The following is a 21,384-nucleotide window of genomic DNA, read 5'->3' as shown; positions in this document are numbered from 1 at the left end:
GGTCATGTCAATAGCTGCGCACATCTAGCAAAATGCGCGTTTTCTGACGCGGAAATAACCGCTCTATTGCATCTCGGAAAGGAAAAAACATTCCTGCCAACGGAAAAGAAAGAAAATTGCGATCAACTGCCGATATCCGGCCACCGTTCTCCGCACAGCCTTACGGCGCAATCGGAGAGATATCACTGCGGAAATACCGCTATTGCGGGGATGCGCCGCGTCCTTCGGCCACGTCAACCGGCGGCGCCTGATTTTGCTGATCTCCTTTCACACCAAACTCGCATAACGCCAACCGGCGCATCGTCGCGAGCAACTCGAGGTCGATGGCTGCGCCATCATCCTTCAGCAGAGAATCCTGAAGAGTTTTGCGTATCGTCTTTTCCACGAGTTTGGCCTGCAACGTCTCATCTAATGTGAAACGGGCGGCCCACCGAACCAGAATTCGTCGTAGCAGACACTATTCGAAATTTGACGGATACAACATATGTGCATCTCCGCAAAAAGCAGGCGGGAGCACATAGTAACCCTCAGTTACCACCGCCTACGAATTCGGTTGGTGGCAATGTATGAACCATAGCATCATTCGGATGGAAGTCGACCCGTGAATTCTGGCCCGTACAGAGTGCCCGCCTCGCATGGACATCATCCCGAGGCGATGCGTCAACTCCTGCAACCGGCAAAGCCGTTCAAGCGGGCTTTTCTTTCGCCCCGAGGAACATTTCTTGCCCATCACGGTTGGTGGTGCCTCAACCATCAGGAGGCTCAACAATGAAGACCATTCTTTCCCTCGCGTTCGCGCTCGTCGCCGGAACTGCTTTGGCGCAATCCGCGACGGAATCCACTGGCGTCAATTCCGCACTCGGCGTCGCGCCAAAAACCGAGGATTTCATCTTGCAGGCCTCGGCAAGCGATATCTTCGAAATTGAATCAAGCAAACTCGCCCTCACCAAAGGAAACGAGGAAACCAAAGCCTTTGCGCAGCAAATGATCACCGAGCATGAGAAAACCAGTTCGGAACTGAAAACCCTGTTATCCGGCGGCAAGGTGAACGGGACACCGGTCACCGCTCTGACAGATGATCACAAGGAAGAGGTAGACGACCTCGCAAAACTCGACGGCAACGAGTTCAACGAAGAATATATCGATGACCAGGTCGATGCGCATGAAGACGCCGTTGATCTTTTCAAGCGCTACGCCGAAGGCGGCGATAATCCGGAGCTGAAGGCGTGGGCGGCAAAAACACTACCGGCGCTCCAGCATCATCTGGAAATGGCCCAGGGCCTCGACAAAAACTAACGATAAATGGCTGCTGGTGATCTTTGTGTGATGGAGAAGCTGGCGCGACACGGCTAGGCTCGCACCCAGACGTGCGAGTTGATCAGGCGGCGCGCCGGCGAAATTCTTCAGGCCGGATGCCGGCAGCAGAACTTCATAATCCTCCGCGCGTTCATCGCAAGAAGGACGGCTGAAAAATGAACGATGCGAACACCCGAAACTACACTATCGAACAGATTCAGGAAGTATATGCGTTGAGCTTGGTGCAGGCGGCAGAACTGTTTGAACGGTTTGCAGGTGATAAGGCGGCCATCGACAGAATGATGAAGCGCTGTCCGCACAGGGAGGATAAAGAACAACGCTAGGTGCCGACGCTTATCGGCGCAGCGAAAATTCGTGTTTCCGATCTTGATCCGGGGCGCCGCCGCCCCAATATTTTTCAGGCTTCTTGATCTGGTTGTTTAAGATTGGAGGTAAAGATGAACAGCCCGGAAGTTTTGTTTAGAGCACCTGTTCGGGTGCGCATGCAATGCGGCCTTGAGAGATCGTTTCTCAGCGTTTACGACGCCCTGGATTTTCTGGAAAACGAATGGCCGCTTCGCCGTGGTGAACGCTATAAGCGGGCCGTGCAAAAATGCCGCGCCGCGCTGTCCAGGCTCGAAGCCGCGGAAGTGGCACGGGAAGCATTCATCTCCGCCTGCCTTGAGGCGAGCATGCCTCTGGTTATGGCCGGTCCGGTCCATTTAGATGAAATGTTGCCCATGAGCCGCGCAGTCGGCTAGAGGGCTGTGCCAGAACACATTTCCTGGCTAAGTCCCGCTGTTCCGGCGGGGCACCGGTAGCGTGCTGCGTCGTTTACCTGCGAGGTGCAACGCCATGAATGATACCGACAGCGGACCGCCCGACGCGGTTGGCCGCCGTTGCCGGCGGCCCACATCTCTTGGGTCAGTAGGTCTGCATCGGCTGTGACAAACCGTCACCGACCGCGCCGTTGCCATATTGCGCGACAGGCACGCCTTCCTGACCAATCGGCACACCCTGCTGTGCGGGACCGAGCGCTGTCACCACAATCGGCGTCCCATCGGGCACGCGATTGTAGAGATCGACTATGTCCTGGTTCAGCAGGCGAACGCAGCCCGAAGACACGGATTTGCCAATTGTCCACCATTCGGGCGAGCCGTGCAGACGATAGATCGTGTCCTTACCATCCTTGAAGATATAAAGTGCACGCGCACCAAGCGGATTCTTGAGACCCGGCTCCATGCCGCCATTGCGGCTGCTATAAGGCTCCAGCTCCGGCTGACGGGCGATCATTTCGTCTGGCGGTGTCCAGCGCGGCCATTGCCGCTTGTACTGGATGACGCCGCGGCCCGACCACTCGAAGCCTGCGCGGCCAAGCCCCACGCCGTAACGCATTGCCTGCCCGTTTTCATAGGTCAGATAAAGGAAATGGTTGGCAGTATCGACCACGATCACGCCGGGGCGCTCGCCGGTAGGGTTCGCCACCATCTGCCGCAGGAACTGGCGCGGAATGCGCTTATAGGGAATTTCCGGCAGCGGGAACTGCTCGTCCGGTTTAGGGCCGTACATCAGCGCATACATCGGATCTTCCGCGGGAGCGGCCGGCCTCGCGGTTTCACGTGCCGTGGTGTTGCAACCCGCAAGTCCGGCAAGTGCCAAACCGCCTGCTCCAAGCAGGAAACCCCGCCGGGTCGTCATCGTCTCGTTCAATTGAAAAACCTCATTTACGTCATCTCACACTGGCAAAGGGATCTGCCAGCGCCGCCTCGGGGCGGCTTATAGGGTACTTCGTGCCGGAAACCTGCGATGCCATTGCCTTGGCGCCGCTCGATTTCAGTATTGCCCGGAAGCTCGGATGCATGCCGCCGTCTACATACGCGCTGAGGGGGGCGGAAGTTCCCTCGCTCATCGCCGCGGCAAGTTTTTGTTGCTCCTCGGCCAGCCTCGATGCCACCAGCGGGTCATTCTGGTTGACGGCCGGCGGGCAGGCTGCCAGCGGATCGGCAGGCTCGCCTTCGGCAAATTCACTATTGAAGACATAACGGCGGCCGCAGACGGAGACCTTGGGCTGGCGCCGCGTCACCTCGAAATAATCGTAACCTTCCTTCAGCGTCTTCCAGAAGGGCATGTTGGGATCGTTCCGGTGAGCCACCATGTTCCTTGCGGTCATGCGGAAGGGATAGGCCTGGACCTGGAAGCGGTCCTGCCCACCCTGCAGCGCACGCGCGACAATGGCATAGATCTCACCCACCTGCGCGTCTGTCATCGCGTAGCAGCCGGAAGACGAACAGGCGCCGTGCACCATCAGCGCCTCGCCGGTATAGCCGAGCGCGGATTCCAGCCGGTTGGGGTAACCGAGATTGAATGAGACGTAATATTGCGAATTCGGGTTCAACATGCCGGCCGACACATGATAAAAACCCTCCGGCGCCTGACGGTCCCCCGTTTTCATCTTCGGCCCGAGTTTTCCGGACCAGCGACACATGGGATATGTCTTCAGCAACGCATAATTGCCGGTCTTGTCGATCTTCCAGACCTCGAGCTCGCTCTCCTGCTTGAAGATGCGAACGAGAACCGGACTTTCCGGACGCATGCTTTTGGCTGACATCTGCGCCATCATCTTGGACGACAGCTTCGGCGGGTCTTTTTTCACGCTGTCGAGACCCATTGAGGTGCACGCGGCAAGGCTACCGCCGATCGCGATGACCGCAGCCACTCTTGCCCCCGTCTTGAACTTTTGCCTCAACCCCGCCACCGCGAAGTTCAGCACAGCCTGCATACCCATGGATATTGCTGCCCGCCTGATTTGCCCGCCTTTTCGGCAGACGCTTAACTATCGAAGGTGGCCACAACACGGCAACCTCATCCATGGACAAAGTCTCGTGAACAGACGTTACCCTTTCGTTAATCATAGGGACACAAGCCCGTGATGGTCTCCGGGCATGACGCCGGAGAAGCATCTAGCGGAGAAGCCCCTGGCCGCCATCGATCCAGACCGGTGTGCCGGTCACGTGGCGGGACGCATCGGAGGCGAGAAAACCGATCAGCTCGGCGACATCCTCGCTCGTTCCCGCCACACCCCCCGTTACCGGAATATCTCCCGCTGGGAAGCGAACCGGCACCTCGGTTTTTTCCCGTGCGCGTATCTTCGTATTCTCGTCGATTGCCGTTTTGATCGCACCCGGGCACACTGCGTTGACACGGATGCGGTGCCGCCCAAGCTCCAGCGCCAGTTGCTGGGCCATGGCAAGCTGCCCTGCCTTTGTAACCGAATAGGCGGTCGCGCCGGGCGAAGTGAAGGTGCGGGTGCCGTTGATCGAGGAGACAATGACGATGGAACCGCCGCCTGCCGCCTTCAGATGTGGCACGCTGGCATGAACCGTGAGATAGGTGCCACGGAGATTGATGCGTATCGTGTCGTCCCACTCCGAGGGTTTGAGTTCATCGATAGGCGCCCAGACACCGTTGACGCCAGCATTAGCCACCACGACGTCAAGGCGGCCAAAATCCTCCACAAGCGCTGCAACGGCGCTCCGCATGGCCTCCTCATCCGACACGTCGGCGATGAGAATTTTCGAGGCGCCGGAACGGGCGGTAATGTCGTCGGCAACGTCCTCCAGTTCGGATTGCGTGCGCCCGAGCAGCCCGAGCGAAAAACCCTGGCTGGAGAGATGAAAGGCGGCGGCGCGTCCGATACCTGAACCGGCCCCGGTCACGAGAGCGACTTTGCGAACAGTCAATGTCATAGCCCCCCTTTTCGCGAGGCGATGGAGGTAACGGTCGCCGAGACGGGATCACTGGCCGGAAAGCTGTCTTCCAGCCCCTCTTCCAGCTCCTCCTCCAGAACGTCGCGGTCCCTCGCGGTCCGGGCGCTCGCCTGCACGCGCTCACCCTGCTCGCGCGTTCCATCATTTTGAGCCGTTCCAAGGCGGGAAAATTGCGAGGGTGCGTCGGCACCCTGGCGCGTTCCAAATGCGGTAAGTTGGACCATCACGGCGCTCGCCCGTTTAATCGCTTCCGCGTCGTCGATCCCTTCCAGGCCGTCGGCAAGGCGAACCGAAACGTGATCGCCGTCGCTGCCGGCAAACTCGACGGAGATAGATCCGTCATTGCGTTTTACATAAGTCGTCGAAAGTTGCATGACATGCCCTCCGGCTGGATTCATCGACAAGGCCGATGCGGGAAATGAGTAAAAGCTCACTTCAGAACGACACAGCGTGGAAGGGGTTCCGATGAATCAGGTCTTTGGTCCGGAAATGGACAAGAGTTTTTTCCTTCGCGACGCAGTGGATGTGGCCCGCGCGCTCATCGGAGCGGAATTTCGCGTCGGCAATACCGGCGGCATCATCGTCGAGACCGAAGCTTATCATCCAGATGATCCTGCATCCCACAGCTTCAATGGGAAAACCCCGCGAAACGGGGCAATGTTTGGGCCGGCTGGACGTCTCTACGTCTACCGGTCGTACGGCATTCACTGGTGCGCCAACTTCGTCTGTTCCCCGGGTTCCGCCGTGCTTCTTCGCGCGATCGAACCGCGAACCGGTATCGACATGATGAAACTGCGACGGGGAACTGACAAACTCAGACTCCTATGCTCCGGCCCGGGAAGGCTTTGCCAGGCAATGGCCATCACGGGAGAGATGGACGGCGCCGCGCTCGAGGCGCCACCTTTTTTCCTGCAACTGCCGAAAACGGCAACCGCCGTCAGCATCGGCAGGCGGATCGGCATCAGCCGAGGGACCGATTATCCCTGGCGTTTCGGACTCGCGGGCTCACCTTTTGTGAGCAAAAAATTCGAGTCACCCGATCCGGCCTAAAACACCTTCGGGGGCTCGTCGTTTTCGTCGGGATTGGGTGTGGGCACCTCGTCCGGCAATCGGTCGGGCTCCGGCTCTTTGATCGGGGGGATGTCGGGCTGGGGTGGAACCGGCATCGGCGGCTCCGGGTAGGGCTCGACCGGAATTGTCGTCATTGCGGTCTCCTAATGTCAGCGCGGCGGACCTCACGGAAGTCGCTGCTCTTGATCTATGGCGACACTGCGTTGCAATGCTGCCACTCAGACGGCGCAACACCCAGTTCGCCCACCGGTCATAAAGCCGGGAAGGTCCTCTGGATCAGTTTGCGCCGCCCTGCGGGTCGTGGGAAGGAAACGCAGGCGCAGTCCGTCCGTTCCGTTTTTTTCGAGGAAGATTTCGTGATCGCTCAGGCAAAACCGAGAGCGCTACGGGAAATGTCGCGATTTTCACAATAATCGCGTGAATGGGCTTCATGCCCGTGTTCGCGGGCCGTGGAACGTGTCAATTCCGGGCTCGTTACGTTGAGCAACGCATCGGCATAGGTGCCGGTCGCCTCGACGTCATCGATTACAGGCTGCTGTTGCGGTTTTAAAAATTCAAACATCCATCGTCCTCCATCGACACGTCCCTCAACGCGCCGGTCCGGGTCTCTGTTCCATGAACCCGACACCCTTCCGATTATACATGAGATGATGCGGTCGTATAGATGACGAAAGGCGAACGTTCTCAATCGGCGTTCACAAAATGGAGTGGAATCAGTGAGCTATGGCCCAAAGCTCAGACAGGGCCGACCGATTCTCGCAAAATCAGCTCCACAGGCCACAGTTCCTGAACCTCACGGACGGGGCGACCGCCGATGATTTGCAGAAGAAGGTCCGTCACCCTTATTCCGGCCATGCGCATGGGCGAGCGGGTGGTGGAAAGCGGCGGCATCATGCTTTCAGGCGTGAGGTAAGGAAACACATCGTCATGGGCGATGACGGAAACATCCTTGCCGATTGTCAGCCCCATCTGGGTCGCAGCACGGTAGACGCCCTGTGCAGTCATCATCGCACCCGCAACAAAGGCTGTCGGGCGCGGTGTCTGCTCCAGCAGCGAACGGGCGAAGCGGAACGCGGTCTCTTCGCTGAAGTGCTCATTCATCATGAAGCGCGGATCGGGCGTAATGCCATGGGTAGCCAGCGCCTCGCGGAAACCCTGTTCACGATCCCGTACGAAGGTTCGTCCGACCGGCCCATTGATGAGGGCTATACGCCGGTGGCCGCGCTCGAGAAAATGGATCGTCGGACGATAGGTCACATCATGGTTGTCGATATCAAGCCAGGCATGTTCGAAGGGTGTCTTTGAGCGCCCGTGCACGATGAAGGGGACGCCGAGCCGGTTGAGCAGCGCGATACGCTCATCCTCCGGACGCGGTGAGTGCACGATAATGCCATCCACACGACCGCTCGCAGCCAGCCGGCTGAAAATAGCCAGCTCCTCATCGAGATTGTTGTCGACTGTCACGCTGACGAGAATGTCGGTCTCTTCCCGTTCCAGCCGGGTGGCCATGCCGCCCATGAATTCCGAAAAGAAGTGCCCTCCGCCCGACCGGCCCATAACGACACCGATGGCGCCGGCCCTGCCGGTTGCCAGCCGCACGGCATTGGCATTCGGCAAATACCCGTATTTGAGCGCAGCCTCCATGACCCGCTGACGCGTTTCCTCACGCACTTCGGGGTAGCCGCCCAGCGCTCTACTAACGGTGGTGGGCGACAGGCCGACCTTTTCTGCGAATTCCTTGAGCTTCATGTTTTTTTGCCAATTCGCCCCCTGCATGCGTCGCCGCTGCGGATTTTTCAAGTCGACAAAAATTGAAAACGATTTCAATTTCTTCCCGCCTGAAACCTTACAGTCCATCATCCTGAAAGGCAAATGGTGAAAATTTGCATGCAAAAACGCCCGATTTTCGCTCGATTAGAAAGAGTATTGACAGATTGCCCGGCTTTTGCGAGCTTCCTTTTAGTCAAAAGCGCTTTCAATTTTGAGGACAATCGGGAGCGTCAACGGAGGAGTTTGACAATGAATATTTCCATGAAGACTTTGTTCCTGTGCGGCAGCGTACTTTCCGCCGCCGTTTCCGCGCAGGCGGCCGAGATTTCCATCGCCGCCAATTCCACCGGCAAGAACGTCGCATTCTTCAAAGAACGCATTGCGGCTTTCGAAAAACAAACCGGCCACAAGGTCAATCTTGTCACCATGCCGTCATCCTCCAGCGAGCAGTTCAGCCAGTACCGGCTGTGGCTTGCCGCGGGCAACAAGGATGTCGATGTCTACCAGACGGACGTCATCTGGGCGCCGCAGCTTGCCGATCAGTTCGTGGACCTGACCGCGGCGACCAAGGATGTCATCGGAGATCATTTCCCCTCCATCGTCGCATCGCAAACCGTGGACGGCAAACTCGTCGCCATGCCGATGTTCACAGACGCGCCCGCGCTGTTCTATCGCAAGGACCTGCTCGAAAAATACGGCAAGCAACCGCCGAAAACCTGGAAGGAACTGAGCGAAACCGCGAAGGAAATCCAAGACAAGGAGCGTGAAGCGGGCCAGAAGGACCTCTGGGGTTTTGTCTTCCAGGGCAGCGCCTATGAAGGCCTCACCTGCAATGCCCTGGAATGGATTGCTTCCGCAGGCGGCGGCCATATCGTCGAAAGCAATGGCGATATCTCCGTCAACAATGAAAAGGCTGCTGCCGCCATCGAGACTGCCAAGGGATGGGTCGGCACCATCGCGCCGCAGGGCGTGCTTGCCTACAAGGAAGAGGAAGCGCGCGGCGTCTGGCAAACCGGCAACTCCGTCTTCATGCGCAATTGGCCCTACGCCTACGCGCTCGGCAATGGCGACGACAGCGCCATCAAGGGCAAGTTCGGCGTAACACCGCTCCCGGCTGGCGCCGAGGGCGAGGCACCGGCCTCAACGCTCGGCGGCTGGAATCTCGCCGTATCCAAATATTCAGCTAACCAGGAAGCTGCCATTGAGCTCGTGAAGTTTATCGCATCCAAGGAAACCCAGAAGATGCGCGCCGTTCAGCTTTCCAACATGCCGACGATCGCTTCGCTTTACGACGACAAGGATGTTGCGGCCGCGCAGCCCTTCATGCCGACATGGAAGCCGATCTTCCAGACCGCCGTCCCGCGTCCTTCCGCCTCGGCCAAGGTGAAATATAACGAGGTTTCGGCCAAGTTCTGGGGTGCGGTCCACAACACGCTCTCCGGCAACGGCACGGCCGCTGAAAATCTTGAGCTTCTCGAGGTTGAACTGACCGATCTCAAAGGCAACGGCTGGTAATCCGGCCCGCGCGGGAACGGTCTCGCCTGATCGTCTCCCGCGCCCCAACCGCGAGATATCCCCATGAACGACATCGCCCTTCAAAGACCGGTCACGGCATCCGGCACAGGTTCCGATCTACAGTCGGAACGCTTGAAATCCGCCTGGCTGTTCCTTGCCCCCACATTTCTCGTGCTGGCGCTGGTGGCGGGCTGGCCGCTCGTGCGCACCGTGTGGTTCAGCCTCACCGACGCCTCGCTCACCAATCTGGAGGGAGCACAATTCGTCGGCCTCAAGAACTATCTCACCTGGATCACGCTCAGCAGCGGCCGCACGATCTATCGGGGCCTTCTTGCCGATCCCGCATGGTGGGGGGCGGTTCTCAACACGCTGAAATTCACCATCGTTTCGGTCAGCCTCGAAACCGTGCTCGGCCTCATCGTCGCTCTGGTGCTGAATGCCGAATTCAAGGGACGCGGCCTCGTGCGCGCTGCCATTCTTGTGCCATGGGCCATTCCCACCATCGTGTCCGCGCAAATGTGGGCGTGGATGCTGAACGACCAGTTCGGCATCTTGAATGACCTGTTCCTTAATCTAGGCCTGATTTCCAACAAGATCGCCTGGACAGCCAACCCCGAGACCGCGATGATCGCCGTGCTTATCGTCGACATCTGGAAGACCACGCCCTTCATGGCGCTGCTCATTCTCGCCGGTCTGCAAATGGTGCCGAAGGACATGTATGAAGCGGCCAAGGTGGATGGCATCCACCCCGTCAAGGTGTTCTTCCGCGTCACCCTGCCGATGATCCGCCCTGCCCTGATGGTCGCCGTCATCTTCCGTATGCTGGATGCGATGCGCGTTTTCGACCTCATCTACATCCTGACGCCGAATAATGCCCAGACCCGCACCATGTCGGTGCTGGCGCGCGAGAACCTGTTCGATTTCGACAAGTTCGCCTATGGCGCCGCCGCCTCCACCATGCTGTTCCTCATCATCGCCTCGATCACGGTCATCTATATGTGGCTCGGGCGTGTCAACACCGATGGAGCCCAGCGATGACTTTGCCCAGCATCCTGAAGACCACCGCCTTTTATGCGCTGGTCGCCGTCATCATGGTGATTTCGGTATTCCCGTTTTATTATGCGATACTGACCAGTCTGAAATCGGGCTCGGCATTGTTCCAGGTTAATTACTGGCCGCGCGAATTTTCGCTCACCAATTACAGTTTCGTCATTGGCAACGGCACGTTCCTGCGCAATCTCGGCAATTCGTTGCTGGTCGCATCATCCGTCGTCATCTTGTCGCTGTTTCTGGCGGTCACCGCATCCTATGCGCTGGCTCGCGTCCGCTTCCGGGGCCGCGCGTTGCTGCTGCTCACCATTCTGTCGGTTTCGATGTTCCCGCAGATTGCCGTTCTCGCCGGCCTGTTTGAACTGATCCGCTGGGCGGGCATCTTCAACACGCCCTTGGCGCTGATCTTTTCCTACATGATCTTCACCCTGCCTTTCACGGTCTGGGTGCTGACGACCTTCATGCGCGACCTGCCGATCGAAATCGAGGAAGCAGCCATCGTTGACGGCGCGTCGCCCTGGGTCATTATCACCCAGGTGTTCATGCCGCTGATGTGGCCGGCGCTCGTCACGACGGGGCTCCTCGCCTTCATCGCGGCATGGAACGAGTTCCTCTTCGCGCTCACTTTCACCTCATCGAACGAGCAGCGCACGGTGCCGGTCGCCATCGCGCTGCTGTCGGGCGGCTCGCAGTTCGAAATCCCCTGGGGAACGATCATGGCGGCTTCCGTCATCGTCACTGCACCCCTCGTCGTCCTCGTTCTGATCTTCCAGCGACGCATCATCTCCGGCCTCACCGCCGGCGGCGTCAAAGGCTAGGAGAAACATCATGACCACCATTCAATTGCGCGATCTTCGCAAATCCTTTGGCGCCTTCGATGTCATCAAGGGCATCGACATGGATATCCGCTCCGGCGAGTTCATGGTTTTTGTCGGCCCCTCCGGCTGCGGCAAGTCCACGCTTCTGCGCCTCATCTGCGGACTTGAGGAAATCACAGGCGGTACGCTGTCTTTCGACGGCGAAACCGTGAACCGCCTGCCGCCCGCCAAGCGCGGCGTCGCCATGGTCTTCCAGTCCTATGCGCTATATCCGCACATGACCGTGTTCGAAAACATGGCTTTCGGCATGAAGTTGTCGGGCGCAGACAAAGAACAGCGCAAGAAGCGCGTCGAAGCGGCAGCGGAGATGCTGCAGCTCACGCCCTATCTGGAGCGCCTGCCGAAGCAGCTTTCTGGCGGCCAGCGCCAGCGTGTCGCCATCGGCCGCGCCATCGTGCGCGATCCGAAGGTCTTCCTGTTTGACGAGCCGCTCTCCAACCTCGATGCAGCGCTACGCGTGGCCACGCGTCTCGAGATCGCCAAGCTGCATCGCTCGATGCATGACACGACGATGATCTACGTCACGCACGATCAGGTGGAGGCGATGACACTCGCCGACCGCATCTGCGTCCTGCGCGACGGTCGGGTCGAGCAGATCGGCACGCCGCTCGAGCTTTACGAAAGTCCCGTCAACACCTTCGTCGCCGGCTTCATCGGCTCGCCGAAGATGAACTTCCTGGCAGGCAAGTATGCGGAATTAGAAGGCGCGACAACGATCGGTGTCCGGCCGGAACACATCACCATCGCCAGCGACGGCAGCGGGTGGAGTGGAGAAATCGTGCATTCGGAAATGCTCGGATCAGACAGCTACATCTATGTCGAGATCGGCGCCGGCGAGCCTGTTGTCGTACGTGAAGAGGGTGTGACCGGCCGCAAGGCGGGCGAGCGTATCACCATCGTGCCCGATATGGCGCAGATTCACCGTTTTGACGCCGAGGGCCGGGCAATCGCCCGCAACCCCGCCCGCGGCGCCGCCTGAACCCAACTTCCGCCGGGACAACCCAAGTAGCCGGCTTTCACCAAGGAGCATGAGAATGACCATCAACACCGTTGTATGGGGCGAGAATATTCACGAACACATCAATGAGACGGTGCGTTCGATCTATCCAAACGGCATGCACAACACCATCGCCGACGCGCTGAACCAAAATCCCGAGATCAACGCCACCACCGCCACGCTGCAGGAGCCGGAGCACGGCCTTTCACAGGAGCGTCTCGACAAGACCGACGTTCTCGTCTGGTGGGGCCACAAGGACCACGGCGCAGTTCAGGATGACATTGTGGAGCGCGTCGCCAAGCGCGTCTGGGAAGGCATGGGCCTCATCGTCCTGCATTCCGGCCACTTCTCCAAGCCGTTCAAGCGCCTGATGGGTACGCCCTGCGCGTTGAAATGGCGCGAGGCGGGCGAACGCGAACGCCTGTGGACCATCAATCCCCGCCACCCGATCGCCGCCGGCCTACCCGAGCATTTCGAGCTGGAAAACGAGGAGATGTATGGCGAGCAGTTCTCTGTGCCGGAGCCGCTCGAGACCGTCTTCATCTCCTGGTTCCAGGGCGGTGAGGTTTTCCGTTCGGGTCTCACCTGGCGTCGTGGTGCCGGCAATATCTTCTATTTCCGCCCCGGCCATGAGACTTATCCGACCTATCACGACGCCAATGTGCAGAAGGTCATCAGCAATTCTGTAAAATGGGCCTATAATCCTGTCGGCGCCCTGAAGAGTATTCACGACGCGCCGAATGTTCCCGTCGATAAGGCGCTAGAGCCTATCGAGGAACGTGGCCCCAAGCTGCATAAGGCAGGCGAAGCAGGTTACAGGTAAGGGCTTGGAGATACTGGCATGAGACTTCTCATTCTCGGAACCGGTGGCATGGCCAACAACCATGCCACATATTTCTCTCAGATCCCCGGCGTCGAACTGGTTGCGGCGGTGGATGTGGACGACGTGGTGGCACGGGCCTTTGCGCTGCGCCATAACATCCCGCTCTCTTTCACTTCGCTGGATGACGCCATTGCCTGGGGCGAATTCGATGCGGCGGCGAATGTCACGCCCGATGCCATCCATCACCCCACGAGCCTGAAGCTGCTTGCGGCGGGCAAGCACGTTTTCTGCGAAAAACCGCTGGCGGAAAACTACGCGAATGCTGCCGAAATGGCCGACGCGGCTGAAAAGGCCGGCCTCGTTGCCATGGTCAATCTCACCTATCGCAACGTCGCCCCCTTGCAGGCGGCGCGCGAGATGGTGCTGGCCGGCAAGATCGGCAAGGTTCGCCATCTGGAAGCCTCCTATCTCCAGAGCTGGCTCGTTTCCAAGGCCTGGGGTGACTGGATGACAGAGAGTAAGTGGTTGTGGCGGCTTTCCACCAAGCACGGCTCGAACGGCGTGCTGGGCGATGTCGGCATCCACATACTCGACTTCGCCTCTTATGGCGCGGGAAGCGATGTGCAACGCATCTTCACTCGGCTGAAGACCTTCGACAAATATGAGGGCAACAAGATCGGCGCTTACGATCTGGATGCAAATGACAGCTTCACCATGACGGCCGAACTGGAAAACGGCGCCATGGGCGTCATCCATGCCAGCCGCTGGGCGACAGGCCATCTCAACGAACTTCGTTTGCGCATCCACGGCGATAAGGGCGCACTCGAAGTCATTCATACGCCCGACTATTCCAGCCTGCGTGCCTGCATCGGCGAGGATGTGGAAAAGGCGATCTGGAAGACGATCGAGGTCGATCCCGTGCCGACGAACTACGAAAAATTCGCCAAGGCCGTGATGGAAGGCGGCGTCGCCGATCCCGACTTCCGCCACGCTGCCAATCTGCAGAAGGTACTCGATCTGTCGATCATTGCGGATCGGGAGAGACGCGAGTTGGCCGTTTCGGCTTGATGTGAAAGAACAACCTGCGGCATCACTTTGCCGCAGGTTTCTTCTCCCCGAGGGGAGAAGGTGGCCCGAAGGGTCGGATGAGGGGGCAACGTTGCCGGATTTCGGAGAGCTCGCCCCCTCATCCCGCTGCCGCGGACTTCTCCCCCTGGGGGAGAAGAAACAAGCGGCTTACACTCGCTCAATACATTGTGCGCGTCTTGAGGATGCAAACTACAGCGTAGAATTTCACTCCCGCGCAGCTTCAAACCCCGCGCTTGTTCCCCCATATCAACACATGCAGCTGCGGCAGCACGCGGGCGGAAAACCAGCGATCTTCGCTAACCTTGTCCACCAGCCACAACATCCGGTCCATCACCCCATCGATATCGACACGCGCATCGTCATCATCCGGCGGCGGCGGGGTGTGATTGCCGGGCTGGAGGTAAACCGGCAAATACGGGAAACGCGCGGATGCCGCTTTGGCATAGGCGTAATCCGCATCGTCAAAGACCACGATTTTCAGGGCCAGCTGCGGCCCCTCGCCGGCAGCGGCAAGACAGTCTTCGAAAGCCTGCCAGTCCGTTCCCATGCCGCTCGATGGCGGCTTGGGGCTCAGAACAAGATGGTCGAGATCGGCAAACCAGTCTTTGGCGATACTGCCCTGTGTTTCCAGCGCGAAACGATAGCCTTCAGCCTGCCCCTTGGAGATCAAAGGTCCGAGCGGCTGGACGGCCGGATTGCCGCCAGACAGCGAGACCGTCAGCGGTACGCCACCGGAAAGCCGCCGCACCTCCTGCCAGATTGCATCGACCGGCATCGGTTTCCACGTGTCGCGATAATCGCTATCGACCGCGTGCAGCGTATCGCACCAGGAACAGCGATAGTCGCAGCCGCCAGTGCGAACGAAAACCGTCGGCAGACCGATCAGCAGACCTTCGCCCTGAATGGTCGGGCCGAAGATTTCACTGATGCGTATCGTGGTGTCTTTCGCTGCGATCTTTTGTCCAGTCGCCGTCATGGCCTGTATTCTGCCCAGGTCTTGGCGGTTTCGCTGACGCGGATGGCACTGGTTTCAGGCAGACGATCCTTGCACCAGTCATAGAAATGCTTCGCCAGGCATTCCGCCGTGACCCGGTCATGGCCGAGGACATCATTCAGATGACGATGATCGAAATGATCGTCGATATAGCGCTTCAACGGTGCGAGCTCGTGATAGTCGCGCACAAAACCGTGCTCGTTCAGCTCTTCGCCTGACAGTTCGACTTCGACGATGTAATTATGCCCGTGCAGCCGATTGCACTGGTGATCCGACGGCAGGCTTTTCAACTGGTGCGAGGCGGAAAAGTGAAATTCCTTGGTGATGCGGAACATCAACGCACCTCCTGCGCCGCAAAGGCATGGGTCGCGGCCACCCAGAAATCCGGGTCCTCATAGTCTGTCGGATCGGTGACGCCGGCAAGATGGAAGGCTTCGCGCCGCTCCACGCAGGTTCCGCAGCGGCCGCAGTGACGCAAGCCGCCCTTGTAACAGGACCATGTTTCACCGAAGGGCGTTCCATATTTCGCGCCATCGGTCACGATGGCCGCCTTGGAAACGGTAACGTAGGGCGCAAAAAGGTTTACATCAGCATAGCCTTCAAGCGCATGCGCCTGCATGGCGTTGAAGCTGTCAATGAAGCCCGGCCGGCAATCCGGGTAGATGAAGTGATCCCCGCCATGAACGGCAATCGCCACTGCTTCCGCCTGTTGCGCGGCAGCCAGGCCGAAAGCGATGGTGAGCATGATGGCATTGCGGTTGGGCACCACGGTGGAGCGCATGGTCTCTTCGGCGTAGTGGCCATCAGGCACCTCCACATCGTCGGTCAGTGCGGAACCGGTGAGATGCGCGCCGATGGTTCTGATGTCGATGACATGATGCGGCACGCCGAGCCGTCTGGCGCAATCGGCGGCAAAATCCAGTTCCTTCCTGTGGCGCTGGCCATAATCGAAGGAGACGAGAGCGAGAAGTTCATGTTCCGCGGCGATTTTATGCGCAAGCGAAACGGAGTCCAATCCGCCGGAGCAGATGACGATGGTTTTCATAAGTTGGGATCCCTTGTTTTGACCGGGTGGGCTGCGACCGGATTACAGGGCGGCTTTAAAGCAAAGCGGGGAATTTGTGAAGGCCCTAGCTGAAAACACGAAAAGCGGCAAAGTTACCTCCACCGCTTTTCAAGGAATGATCTTCCGTCCTCAGCGCAGCAACGCCTGCGCCTCCTCAATGCCGAGCGCGGCCGGCTGCGTGCAGGTCGTCGTCATCTCGATGAAACGGCCCTCTTCGCCGGACTTCAGGATCGACGTCATCACGTCGATCCCGTGCAGGGACCGATCCAGCGAGCAGCGGGCGTCGCGCCCCTCCAGAATGGCAATCGCCATATCGGCAAGACCGGCCGTGCGGTAATTTGCACGCGGACCGTTCGGGCTTTCCTGATTGGCGATGCCGAAGGGGTGCGCCCAGCCTTCCAGCGGCTGGATATTCTTGTCGCGACCGCTGGCTTCGACAACACCGCCGAAGAAATTCGGATCCGGCACGTAGATCGAGCCTTCCGTGCCATAGAGTTCCATATTGGCATGACGATGTGACCATACATCCCAGCTCGCCGAAAGCGTGATCGTCGCACCATTCACGAATTCCAGCAGGGCATGGATATTTGTCGGGGTCTCGACAGGGATGATCTCGCCGTTCAGCGGCTGACTGGTCACCGTGCGGGTCGGATTTGCCATCGAAGTGAGCGCGCCGACACGTTTCACCGGGCCGATGAGGTTGATAAGATTGGCGATGTAATACGGACCGAGATCGAGGATCGGCCCGCCGCCCTTGAGGAAAAAGAAGCCCGGATTGGGGTGCCACATTTCCATGCCGGGGCTCATCACATGGCAGGTGCCGGACGTGATGCGCCCGACCTTGCCGTCATCAATATATTGCCGGGCAAGCTGATGCGCGCCGCCGAGGAAGGTGTCCGGTGCGCAGCCGACGGAGAGGTTCTTCTCGCGGGCGATGCGCCGCAGTTCCTCGCCCTCTTCCAGAGACAGCACCAGCGGCTTTTCCGAATAGACGTGCTTACCCGCCTCGAGAATGGCTTTCGACACCGGAAAATGCGCGGCGGGGATGGTGAGGTTCACCACCACGTCGATTTCCGGGTTGGCGAGCAATTCCTCGATGGACTGGGCGACAACACCGAATTCTTCCGCTCTCAGTTCCGCTGCATTGCGGTTGAGGTCGGCGCAGGCCAGCACCTTTATGCCCTTGAAAAGCGGTGCCAGCGAAAAATAAGCAGACGAGATATTGCCGCATCCGATGATGCCGACGCCAAGATCTCTGGCCATGATGAAACTCCGAAATCTGAGACTTAGTAGGTTTTGAACGACGCGATAGAACGGGTAATCAGCCGATCGATGTCTTTCGGGTTGTCGTGTTCGACCACGAAATGTTTCGTGGCGGATTTCGTCTTCAGCGCCGCGACGAGACCTTTCCAGTCCACCGTGCCGTGGCCGACATCGGCCCAACCATCTTCATCCTTATTCTCCCCTGCGGGCGCGATGTCCTTCACGTGCACGGCGGTGATGCGCTTGCCGTAGCTTTCGATCCAGGCGAGCGGATCGGCATTGCCCCTGATAATCCAGGCGATATCCGCCTCCCATTTCAGGTCGGGGCCACCGGCAAATATCTGCTCCTGCGGCGTTGAACCATCGGCAAGCGCCTTGAACTCGAAGTCGTGGTTATGCCAACCAAAGACCAGCCCGGCATCCACAAAGGGCTTTCCGGCTTCCTGCAGGCGCTTGCCAAAGGCGAACCAGCCGGCGGCATCGTCAGGGCGCTGGTCGGGCATAAGGTAAGGGCAATAGATCGCTTCCACACCCAGAGCGCTGGCAATATTCAGCGCTTTTTTGGGATCGCCTTCAAGAAGATCGAGACCGAAATGACCGGTGGGCATGGTCAGGCCGTTGGCGTCCAGTTCGGCACGCAGACCTTTCAGGCCGGCGTCATCCAGCGAAGCATACATGGCGCCGTAACCTTCCACGTGTTTATAACCCGCCGCCGAAAGCTTCTTCAGAATATCGGAAAAGGGTTGAAAATTACGGGCGCTGTAAAGCTGAAAACCGAGTTCTGTCATTGTCTCCTCCATAGAGATGTGGGTCCTGGGAATGTGTGGGAGTGGTCAGCGCCCTTTAGAGCCGTTCCTCGCTTTGCGCGTCGAACAGCGAGGCCATGGTCATGTCGAGGCCAAGGCGCACCTTGGTGCCGGGTGAAAACCGTCTGTGGCCGCCAACGCGCACGGACATGGTATGCCCGGCATGTTTAAGCCAGATCAGATTGTCGGCGCCCATCGGCTCCTCGATATCGACGACCGCCTCGTGCACCTCCCCGCCGACGATATCGGCATCAACGCGCACATGTTCGGGGCGAACGCCCAGAACCACCGCGCGACCGGCGGCAAGCGACGTTTCCGCATGATAACCGTCCAGTGCGAAAGTCACGCCATTGGTGGTGAAGACCACCTTGCCGTCTTTTTCGATCAGCTCGCCGCGCAGGAAATTCATCGAGGGCGAGCCGATGAAGCCTGCGACGAACAGGTTCCTTGGCTTGTTGTAGATGGTGACGGGGTCAGCCAGCTGCTGGATGACGCCGCTTTTCATGATGGCGATGCGATCAGCCAGCGTCAGCGCCTCGATCTGGTCGTGCGTCACATAGATCATGGTGTTCTTCAGCGACTGGTGCAGCCGCTTGATTTCGACGCGAAGCTCCGAGCGCAGCTTGGCATCGAGGTTGGAGAGCGGTTCATCGAACAGAAAGACATCCACATCCCGCACCAACGCCCGGCCGATCGCCACGCGCTGGCGTTGACCGCCGGAAAGTTCGGCCGGCTTGCGTTTCAGCAGCGGCTCGATCTGCAAGATGCCGGCTGCCCTTTTGACCCGGCGATCAATCTCCTCTTTCGGCACTTTGGCGACCTGAAGGCCGAAGGAAAGGTTTTTTTCCACTGTCATTTGCGGATAGAGCGCATAGGACTGAAACACCATGCCGATGCCACGATCCTTCGGCTCTTCCCAGGTAACGTTACGGTCCTTGATGAATATCTGTCCGTCGGTCGGCTCCAGAAGCCCGGCGATGCAGTTGAGAAGGGTCGACTTGCCGCAGCCGGAAGAGCCGAGCAGCACGAGGAATTCGCCGTCGTAAATATCGAGATTGAGGTCTTTCAGCACGGTAACGGCACCGAAGGACAGCGAAAGATCGCGGATGGAAACGCTTTTGTTCATATAGCTCAACCTTTTACTGCGCCTGCAGCAATGCCGCGGACGAAAAGCCTGCCGGAGAGGAAATAGACGATCAGCGGCACGGCCCCGGTCAAAAGGGTTGCGGCCATGTTGACGTTGTATTCCTTCACGCCCTGCACGGAGTTGACGATGTTATTGAGCTGCACCGTCATCGGGTAATATTCCGGCCGCGTGAACACCACGCCGAACAGGAAGTCGTTCCAGATGCCGGTCACCTGCAGGATCATCGCCACCACAAAGATCGGCAGTGACATGGGCAGCATGATGCGGAAATAAATCTGCCAGAAATTAGCGCCATCGATCCGCGCCGCCTTGAACAGTTCCTCCGGCAGTGAGGCGAAATAGTTGCGGAACAGCAGCGTCAGGATCGGCATGCCGAAGATGGTGTGAACGATGACGAGGCCGCTCAGTGTGCCGTAAATACCCAGTTCGCGAAGCACGATAACGATCGGATAAATCATCACCTGATAGGGAATGAAGGCGCCGATGATGAGGATGGAGAAGAACAACTCCGATCCCTTGAACTTCCAGTTCGCCATGGCATAGCCACTGACGGAGGCGACGATGATGGAAATGACGACCGACGGCACGAGGATGCGTACGGAGTTCCAGAAGCCCCGCGAAAGCCCGTCGCAATTCAGCCCTGTACAGGCATTCGCCCAAGCCTTGACCCAAGGCTCGAAGGTAATCTCCACCGGCGGTGCGAATATGTTGCCGAGCCGGATTTCCGGCATGCCCTTCAGCGAGGTAACGACCATCACGTATAGCGGCAGCAGGTAATAGGCCGCAGCCACGAACAATGTGCCGTAAAGAATGATGTTGCGGCGGGAAAAGGTTTTCCTTGGCTTCTTGCCGCGCGGGCCGGATAGCTCATTGGAAACCGCATCGTTGGCGGCAACAACCGTGTTCAATGTGCTGAGATTAGCCACGTTTCTTGCCTCCGAATTCAAGGTAGGCCCATGGAATGATGATGATCGCAACCGTCAGGAGCATCATCGTAGAGGCGGCAAAGCCCTGCCCCAGATTCTGCGCCTGGAACATGTAGTCATAGACATATTTTGCCGGGACCTCGGACGCGATGCCCGGCCCGCCGCTTGTCTGCGCCACCACGAGGTCGTAGACCTTGACGATGCCGCTGGCGATGATGACGAGCGTGGTGATGAAGACGGGACGCATCATCGGGATGATTATGAGGGTGTAGGTCTTCCACATCGGAATGCCGTCAACGCGCGTCGCCTTCCAGATGTCTTCATCAATACCACGAAGACCGGCCAGCATCAGGCACATGACGAGCCCCGTGCCCTGCCAGAGCGCCGCGATCAGAATGCCATAGATAACGATCTCGGAATTGTAGAGCGGGTCGAACGTGAAGTTTTCCCAGCCAAGCGAACGGACAACGGACTGGATGCCGAATTCCGGGTTCAGCAGCCACTGCCAGACAAGGCCGGTAACGATGAAGGACAGCGCGAAAGGATACAGGAAGATGGTGCGGAACGCGTTTTCAAAACGTATTTTCTGATCCATCAACGCCGCCAGCACGAAGCCGATGACAAGGCTGAAAATTAGCGACAGGATGCCGTAAATCGCCAGATTCTGGATTGAGACGATCCAGCGCGGCGCGGCCCACAGCCGCTCATATTGATCAAAACCGATGAAGTTCGCCCGCGGCAGAAGCTTGGAATTTGTGAAGGAATAAACCACCGTCCAGACCGTGCCGCCAAGAAAGATTACCACCGCGGTCAGTATCATCGGAATGGAGGCAATCTTCGAATTGAGATTGCGGAAAAGCTGGTTGGGCCGCCGTGAGCGCGCTTGACCTGCCATGTTACCTCCTCCTGTAACGTTACAGTCAACG

26 protein-coding genes are annotated in these 21,384 nt (G+C 58.6%); 10 read left to right on the top strand and 16 right to left on the bottom strand.

Translation table 11 applies throughout. The features are described from left to right. Positions 1–199: 199 nt before the first annotated feature. Positions 200–400, bottom strand: coding sequence for a hypothetical protein (locus EYD00_RS21145; protein WP_022563642.1), 201 nt, complete (start codon positions 398–400; stop codon positions 200–202). A gap of 368 nt (positions 401–768) precedes the next feature. Here EYD00_RS21145 and EYD00_RS21140 point away from each other — a divergent pair, with 368 nt between their 5' ends. The 3 genes from EYD00_RS21140 (at position 769) to EYD00_RS21135 (ending at position 2,057) form a co-directional block, all read left to right on the top strand. After that, positions 769–1,296, top strand: coding sequence for a DUF4142 domain-containing protein (locus EYD00_RS21140; protein ID WP_004438555.1), 528 nt, complete (start codon positions 769–771; stop codon positions 1,294–1,296). A 176-nt stretch (positions 1,297–1,472) separates the two neighbouring features. Further along, positions 1,473–1,640: a hypothetical protein gene (locus EYD00_RS26000; RefSeq protein WP_022563641.1), complete on the top strand. Its 168-nt coding sequence runs from the start codon at positions 1,473–1,475 to the stop codon at positions 1,638–1,640. A 114-nt stretch (positions 1,641–1,754) separates the two neighbouring features. Next, complete coding sequence (locus EYD00_RS21135) at positions 1,755–2,057, top strand: DUF982 domain-containing protein (RefSeq protein WP_022563640.1); 303 nt, start codon at positions 1,755–1,757, stop codon at positions 2,055–2,057. A 163-nt stretch (positions 2,058–2,220) separates the two neighbouring features. Here EYD00_RS21135 and EYD00_RS21130 read toward each other — a convergent pair whose 3' ends face one another. From EYD00_RS21130 to EYD00_RS25995, 4 genes are all read right to left on the bottom strand, one after another. Then, a complete protein-coding gene (locus EYD00_RS21130) occupies positions 2,221–3,006 on the bottom strand; it encodes a L,D-transpeptidase (RefSeq protein WP_022563639.1) in 786 nt (261 codons plus the stop codon). 19 nt (positions 3,007–3,025) lie between these two features. Next, complete coding sequence (locus tag EYD00_RS21125) at positions 3,026–4,081, bottom strand: L,D-transpeptidase family protein (protein WP_034498248.1); 1,056 nt, start codon at positions 4,079–4,081, stop codon at positions 3,026–3,028. Between the two features lie 175 nt (positions 4,082–4,256). After that, positions 4,257–5,042: an SDR family oxidoreductase gene (locus EYD00_RS21120; protein ID WP_034498250.1), complete on the bottom strand. Its 786-nt coding sequence runs from the start codon at positions 5,040–5,042 to the stop codon at positions 4,257–4,259. Next, entirely contained in the window at positions 5,039–5,437 is a 399-nt protein-coding gene (locus tag EYD00_RS25995; RefSeq protein WP_034498252.1) for a hypothetical protein, read from the bottom strand. The genes EYD00_RS21120 and EYD00_RS25995 overlap by 4 nt, the downstream gene beginning before the upstream one ends. 91 nt (positions 5,438–5,528) lie before the next feature. Here EYD00_RS25995 and EYD00_RS21110 point away from each other — a divergent pair, with 91 nt between their 5' ends. Beyond that, positions 5,529–6,113, top strand: coding sequence for a DNA-3-methyladenine glycosylase (locus EYD00_RS21110; RefSeq protein WP_034498254.1), 585 nt, complete (start codon positions 5,529–5,531; stop codon positions 6,111–6,113). Here EYD00_RS21110 and EYD00_RS21105 read toward each other — a convergent pair. From EYD00_RS21105 to EYD00_RS21095, 3 genes are all read right to left on the bottom strand, one after another. Then, entirely contained in the window at positions 6,110–6,268 is a 159-nt protein-coding gene (locus EYD00_RS21105) for a hypothetical protein (RefSeq protein ID WP_004438532.1), read from the bottom strand. The two genes, EYD00_RS21110 and EYD00_RS21105, sit on opposite strands and share 4 nt — an antisense overlap. A gap of 230 nt (positions 6,269–6,498) precedes the next feature. Further along, the gene (locus tag EYD00_RS21100) at positions 6,499–6,696 is read right to left on the bottom strand and encodes a hypothetical protein (RefSeq protein ID WP_006698591.1); all 198 of its coding nucleotides are present in this window, start codon (positions 6,694–6,696) and stop codon (positions 6,499–6,501) included. Positions 6,697–6,869: 173 nt separating this feature from the next. Continuing rightward, a complete protein-coding gene (locus EYD00_RS21095; RefSeq protein ID WP_022563634.1) occupies positions 6,870–7,883 on the bottom strand; it encodes a substrate-binding domain-containing protein in 1,014 nt (337 codons plus the stop codon). A 270-nt stretch (positions 7,884–8,153) separates the two neighbouring features. Here EYD00_RS21095 and EYD00_RS21090 point away from each other — a divergent pair, with 270 nt between their 5' ends. The 6 genes from EYD00_RS21090 to EYD00_RS21065 all read left to right on the top strand — a co-directional run bounded on the left by EYD00_RS21090 (position 8,154) and on the right by EYD00_RS21065 (position 14,235). Then, positions 8,154–9,419, top strand: a complete 1,266-nt coding sequence (locus tag EYD00_RS21090) for an ABC transporter substrate-binding protein (protein ID WP_004438522.1) — start codon at positions 8,154–8,156, stop codon at positions 9,417–9,419. A gap of 63 nt (positions 9,420–9,482) precedes the next feature. Continuing rightward, positions 9,483–10,457 carry a carbohydrate ABC transporter permease gene (locus EYD00_RS21085; protein WP_004438520.1) on the top strand — a complete coding sequence of 325 codons (975 nt, stop codon included), beginning with the start codon at positions 9,483–9,485 and terminating at the stop codon, positions 10,455–10,457. Beyond that, on the top strand, positions 10,454–11,287 hold the full coding sequence (locus EYD00_RS21080; RefSeq protein ID WP_004438518.1) for a carbohydrate ABC transporter permease: 834 nt from the start codon (positions 10,454–10,456) through the stop codon (positions 11,285–11,287). The genes EYD00_RS21085 and EYD00_RS21080 overlap by 4 nt, the downstream gene beginning before the upstream one ends. Positions 11,288–11,297: 10 nt before the next feature. Further along, a complete protein-coding gene (locus tag EYD00_RS21075; protein WP_034498255.1) occupies positions 11,298–12,326 on the top strand; it encodes an ABC transporter ATP-binding protein in 1,029 nt (342 codons plus the stop codon). A gap of 55 nt (positions 12,327–12,381) precedes the next feature. Next, on the top strand, positions 12,382–13,167 hold the full coding sequence (locus EYD00_RS21070) for a ThuA domain-containing protein (RefSeq protein WP_004438513.1): 786 nt from the start codon (positions 12,382–12,384) through the stop codon (positions 13,165–13,167). An 18-nt stretch (positions 13,168–13,185) separates the two neighbouring features. Continuing rightward, the gene (locus EYD00_RS21065) at positions 13,186–14,235 is read left to right on the top strand and encodes a Gfo/Idh/MocA family protein (RefSeq protein ID WP_022563630.1); all 1,050 of its coding nucleotides are present in this window, start codon (positions 13,186–13,188) and stop codon (positions 14,233–14,235) included. Positions 14,236–14,476: 241 nt separating this feature from the next. Here the strand turns inward: EYD00_RS21065 and queE are convergent, their stop codons facing one another. The 8 genes from queE to EYD00_RS21025 form a co-directional block, all read right to left on the bottom strand. After that, entirely contained in the window at positions 14,477–15,232 is a 756-nt protein-coding gene (queE, locus tag EYD00_RS21060; RefSeq protein WP_034498256.1) for a 7-carboxy-7-deazaguanine synthase QueE, read from the bottom strand. Continuing rightward, positions 15,229–15,585, bottom strand: coding sequence for a 6-carboxytetrahydropterin synthase QueD (gene queD, locus EYD00_RS21055; RefSeq protein ID WP_004438504.1), 357 nt, complete (start codon positions 15,583–15,585; stop codon positions 15,229–15,231). The genes queE and queD overlap by 4 nt, the downstream gene beginning before the upstream one ends. Beyond that, positions 15,585–16,295, bottom strand: coding sequence for a 7-cyano-7-deazaguanine synthase QueC (queC, locus tag EYD00_RS21050; RefSeq protein ID WP_034498257.1), 711 nt, complete (start codon positions 16,293–16,295; stop codon positions 15,585–15,587). The genes queD and queC overlap by 1 nt, the downstream gene beginning before the upstream one ends. Positions 16,296–16,445: 150 nt before the next feature. Next, positions 16,446–17,579, bottom strand: a complete 1,134-nt coding sequence (locus tag EYD00_RS21045; protein WP_022563627.1) for a Gfo/Idh/MocA family protein — start codon at positions 17,577–17,579, stop codon at positions 16,446–16,448. A 23-nt stretch (positions 17,580–17,602) separates the two neighbouring features. After that, positions 17,603–18,367 (bottom strand): sugar phosphate isomerase/epimerase family protein, encoded by a 765-nt coding sequence (locus EYD00_RS21040; protein WP_034498258.1) that lies wholly within the window; start codon positions 18,365–18,367, stop codon positions 17,603–17,605. 55 nt (positions 18,368–18,422) lie between these two features. Next, positions 18,423–19,511 (bottom strand): ABC transporter ATP-binding protein, encoded by a 1,089-nt coding sequence (locus EYD00_RS21035; RefSeq protein ID WP_034498259.1) that lies wholly within the window; start codon positions 19,509–19,511, stop codon positions 18,423–18,425. Between the two features lie 5 nt (positions 19,512–19,516). Then, on the bottom strand, positions 19,517–20,458 hold the full coding sequence (locus tag EYD00_RS21030) for a carbohydrate ABC transporter permease (protein ID WP_004438490.1): 942 nt from the start codon (positions 20,456–20,458) through the stop codon (positions 19,517–19,519). Next, the gene (locus tag EYD00_RS21025) at positions 20,451–21,353 is read right to left on the bottom strand and encodes a carbohydrate ABC transporter permease (RefSeq protein ID WP_022563623.1); all 903 of its coding nucleotides are present in this window, start codon (positions 21,351–21,353) and stop codon (positions 20,451–20,453) included. The genes EYD00_RS21030 and EYD00_RS21025 overlap by 8 nt, the downstream gene beginning before the upstream one ends. Between the last annotated feature and the right edge of the window lie 31 nt (positions 21,354–21,384).

The organism is Agrobacterium sp. 33MFTa1.1, from assembly GCF_004328495.1.
In the GTDB taxonomy this organism is placed as follows: Bacteria; Pseudomonadota; Alphaproteobacteria; order Rhizobiales; family Rhizobiaceae; genus Agrobacterium; species Agrobacterium pusense.
This window is presented reverse-complemented; position numbering and strand designations above follow the sequence as displayed.

What these genes read in the sequence shown, in the direction of transcription:
- EYD00_RS21140 (WP_004438555.1), top strand. Translation starts at nt 769, where the DNA reads ATGAAGACCATTCTTTCCCTCGCGTTCGCGCTCGTCGCCGGAACTGCT.
- EYD00_RS26000 (WP_022563641.1), top strand. Translation starts at nt 1,473, where the DNA reads ATGAACGATGCGAACACCCGAAACTACACTATCGAACAGATTCAGGAA.
- EYD00_RS21135 (WP_022563640.1), top strand. Translation starts at nt 1,755, where the DNA reads ATGAACAGCCCGGAAGTTTTGTTTAGAGCACCTGTTCGGGTGCGCATG.
- EYD00_RS21125 (WP_034498248.1), bottom strand. Translation starts at nt 4,081, where the DNA reads ATGGGTATGCAGGCTGTGCTGAACTTCGCGGTGGCGGGGTTGAGGCAA.
- EYD00_RS21120 (WP_034498250.1), bottom strand. Translation starts at nt 5,042, where the DNA reads ATGACATTGACTGTTCGCAAAGTCGCTCTCGTGACCGGGGCCGGTTCA.
- EYD00_RS25995 (WP_034498252.1), bottom strand. Translation starts at nt 5,437, where the DNA reads ATGCAACTTTCGACGACTTATGTAAAACGCAATGACGGATCTATCTCC.
- EYD00_RS21110 (WP_034498254.1), top strand. Translation starts at nt 5,529, where the DNA reads ATGAATCAGGTCTTTGGTCCGGAAATGGACAAGAGTTTTTTCCTTCGC.
- EYD00_RS21105 (WP_004438532.1), bottom strand. Translation starts at nt 6,268, where the DNA reads ATGACGACAATTCCGGTCGAGCCCTACCCGGAGCCGCCGATGCCGGTT.
- EYD00_RS21100 (WP_006698591.1), bottom strand. Translation starts at nt 6,696, where the DNA reads ATGTTTGAATTTTTAAAACCGCAACAGCAGCCTGTAATCGATGACGTC.
- EYD00_RS21095 (WP_022563634.1), bottom strand. Translation starts at nt 7,883, where the DNA reads ATGAAGCTCAAGGAATTCGCAGAAAAGGTCGGCCTGTCGCCCACCACC.
- EYD00_RS21090 (WP_004438522.1), top strand. Translation starts at nt 8,154, where the DNA reads ATGAATATTTCCATGAAGACTTTGTTCCTGTGCGGCAGCGTACTTTCC.
- EYD00_RS21085 (WP_004438520.1), top strand. Translation starts at nt 9,483, where the DNA reads ATGAACGACATCGCCCTTCAAAGACCGGTCACGGCATCCGGCACAGGT.
- EYD00_RS21080 (WP_004438518.1), top strand. Translation starts at nt 10,454, where the DNA reads ATGACTTTGCCCAGCATCCTGAAGACCACCGCCTTTTATGCGCTGGTC.
- EYD00_RS21075 (WP_034498255.1), top strand. Translation starts at nt 11,298, where the DNA reads ATGACCACCATTCAATTGCGCGATCTTCGCAAATCCTTTGGCGCCTTC.
- EYD00_RS21070 (WP_004438513.1), top strand. Translation starts at nt 12,382, where the DNA reads ATGACCATCAACACCGTTGTATGGGGCGAGAATATTCACGAACACATC.
- EYD00_RS21065 (WP_022563630.1), top strand. Translation starts at nt 13,186, where the DNA reads ATGAGACTTCTCATTCTCGGAACCGGTGGCATGGCCAACAACCATGCC.
- queE (WP_034498256.1), bottom strand. Translation starts at nt 15,232, where the DNA reads ATGACGGCGACTGGACAAAAGATCGCAGCGAAAGACACCACGATACGC.
- queD (WP_004438504.1), bottom strand. Translation starts at nt 15,585, where the DNA reads ATGTTCCGCATCACCAAGGAATTTCACTTTTCCGCCTCGCACCAGTTG.
- queC (WP_034498257.1), bottom strand. Translation starts at nt 16,295, where the DNA reads ATGAAAACCATCGTCATCTGCTCCGGCGGATTGGACTCCGTTTCGCTT.
- EYD00_RS21045 (WP_022563627.1), bottom strand. Translation starts at nt 17,579, where the DNA reads ATGGCCAGAGATCTTGGCGTCGGCATCATCGGATGCGGCAATATCTCG.
- EYD00_RS21040 (WP_034498258.1), bottom strand. Translation starts at nt 18,367, where the DNA reads ATGACAGAACTCGGTTTTCAGCTTTACAGCGCCCGTAATTTTCAACCC.
- EYD00_RS21035 (WP_034498259.1), bottom strand. Translation starts at nt 19,511, where the DNA reads ATGAACAAAAGCGTTTCCATCCGCGATCTTTCGCTGTCCTTCGGTGCC.
- EYD00_RS21025 (WP_022563623.1), bottom strand. Translation starts at nt 21,353, where the DNA reads ATGGCAGGTCAAGCGCGCTCACGGCGGCCCAACCAGCTTTTCCGCAAT.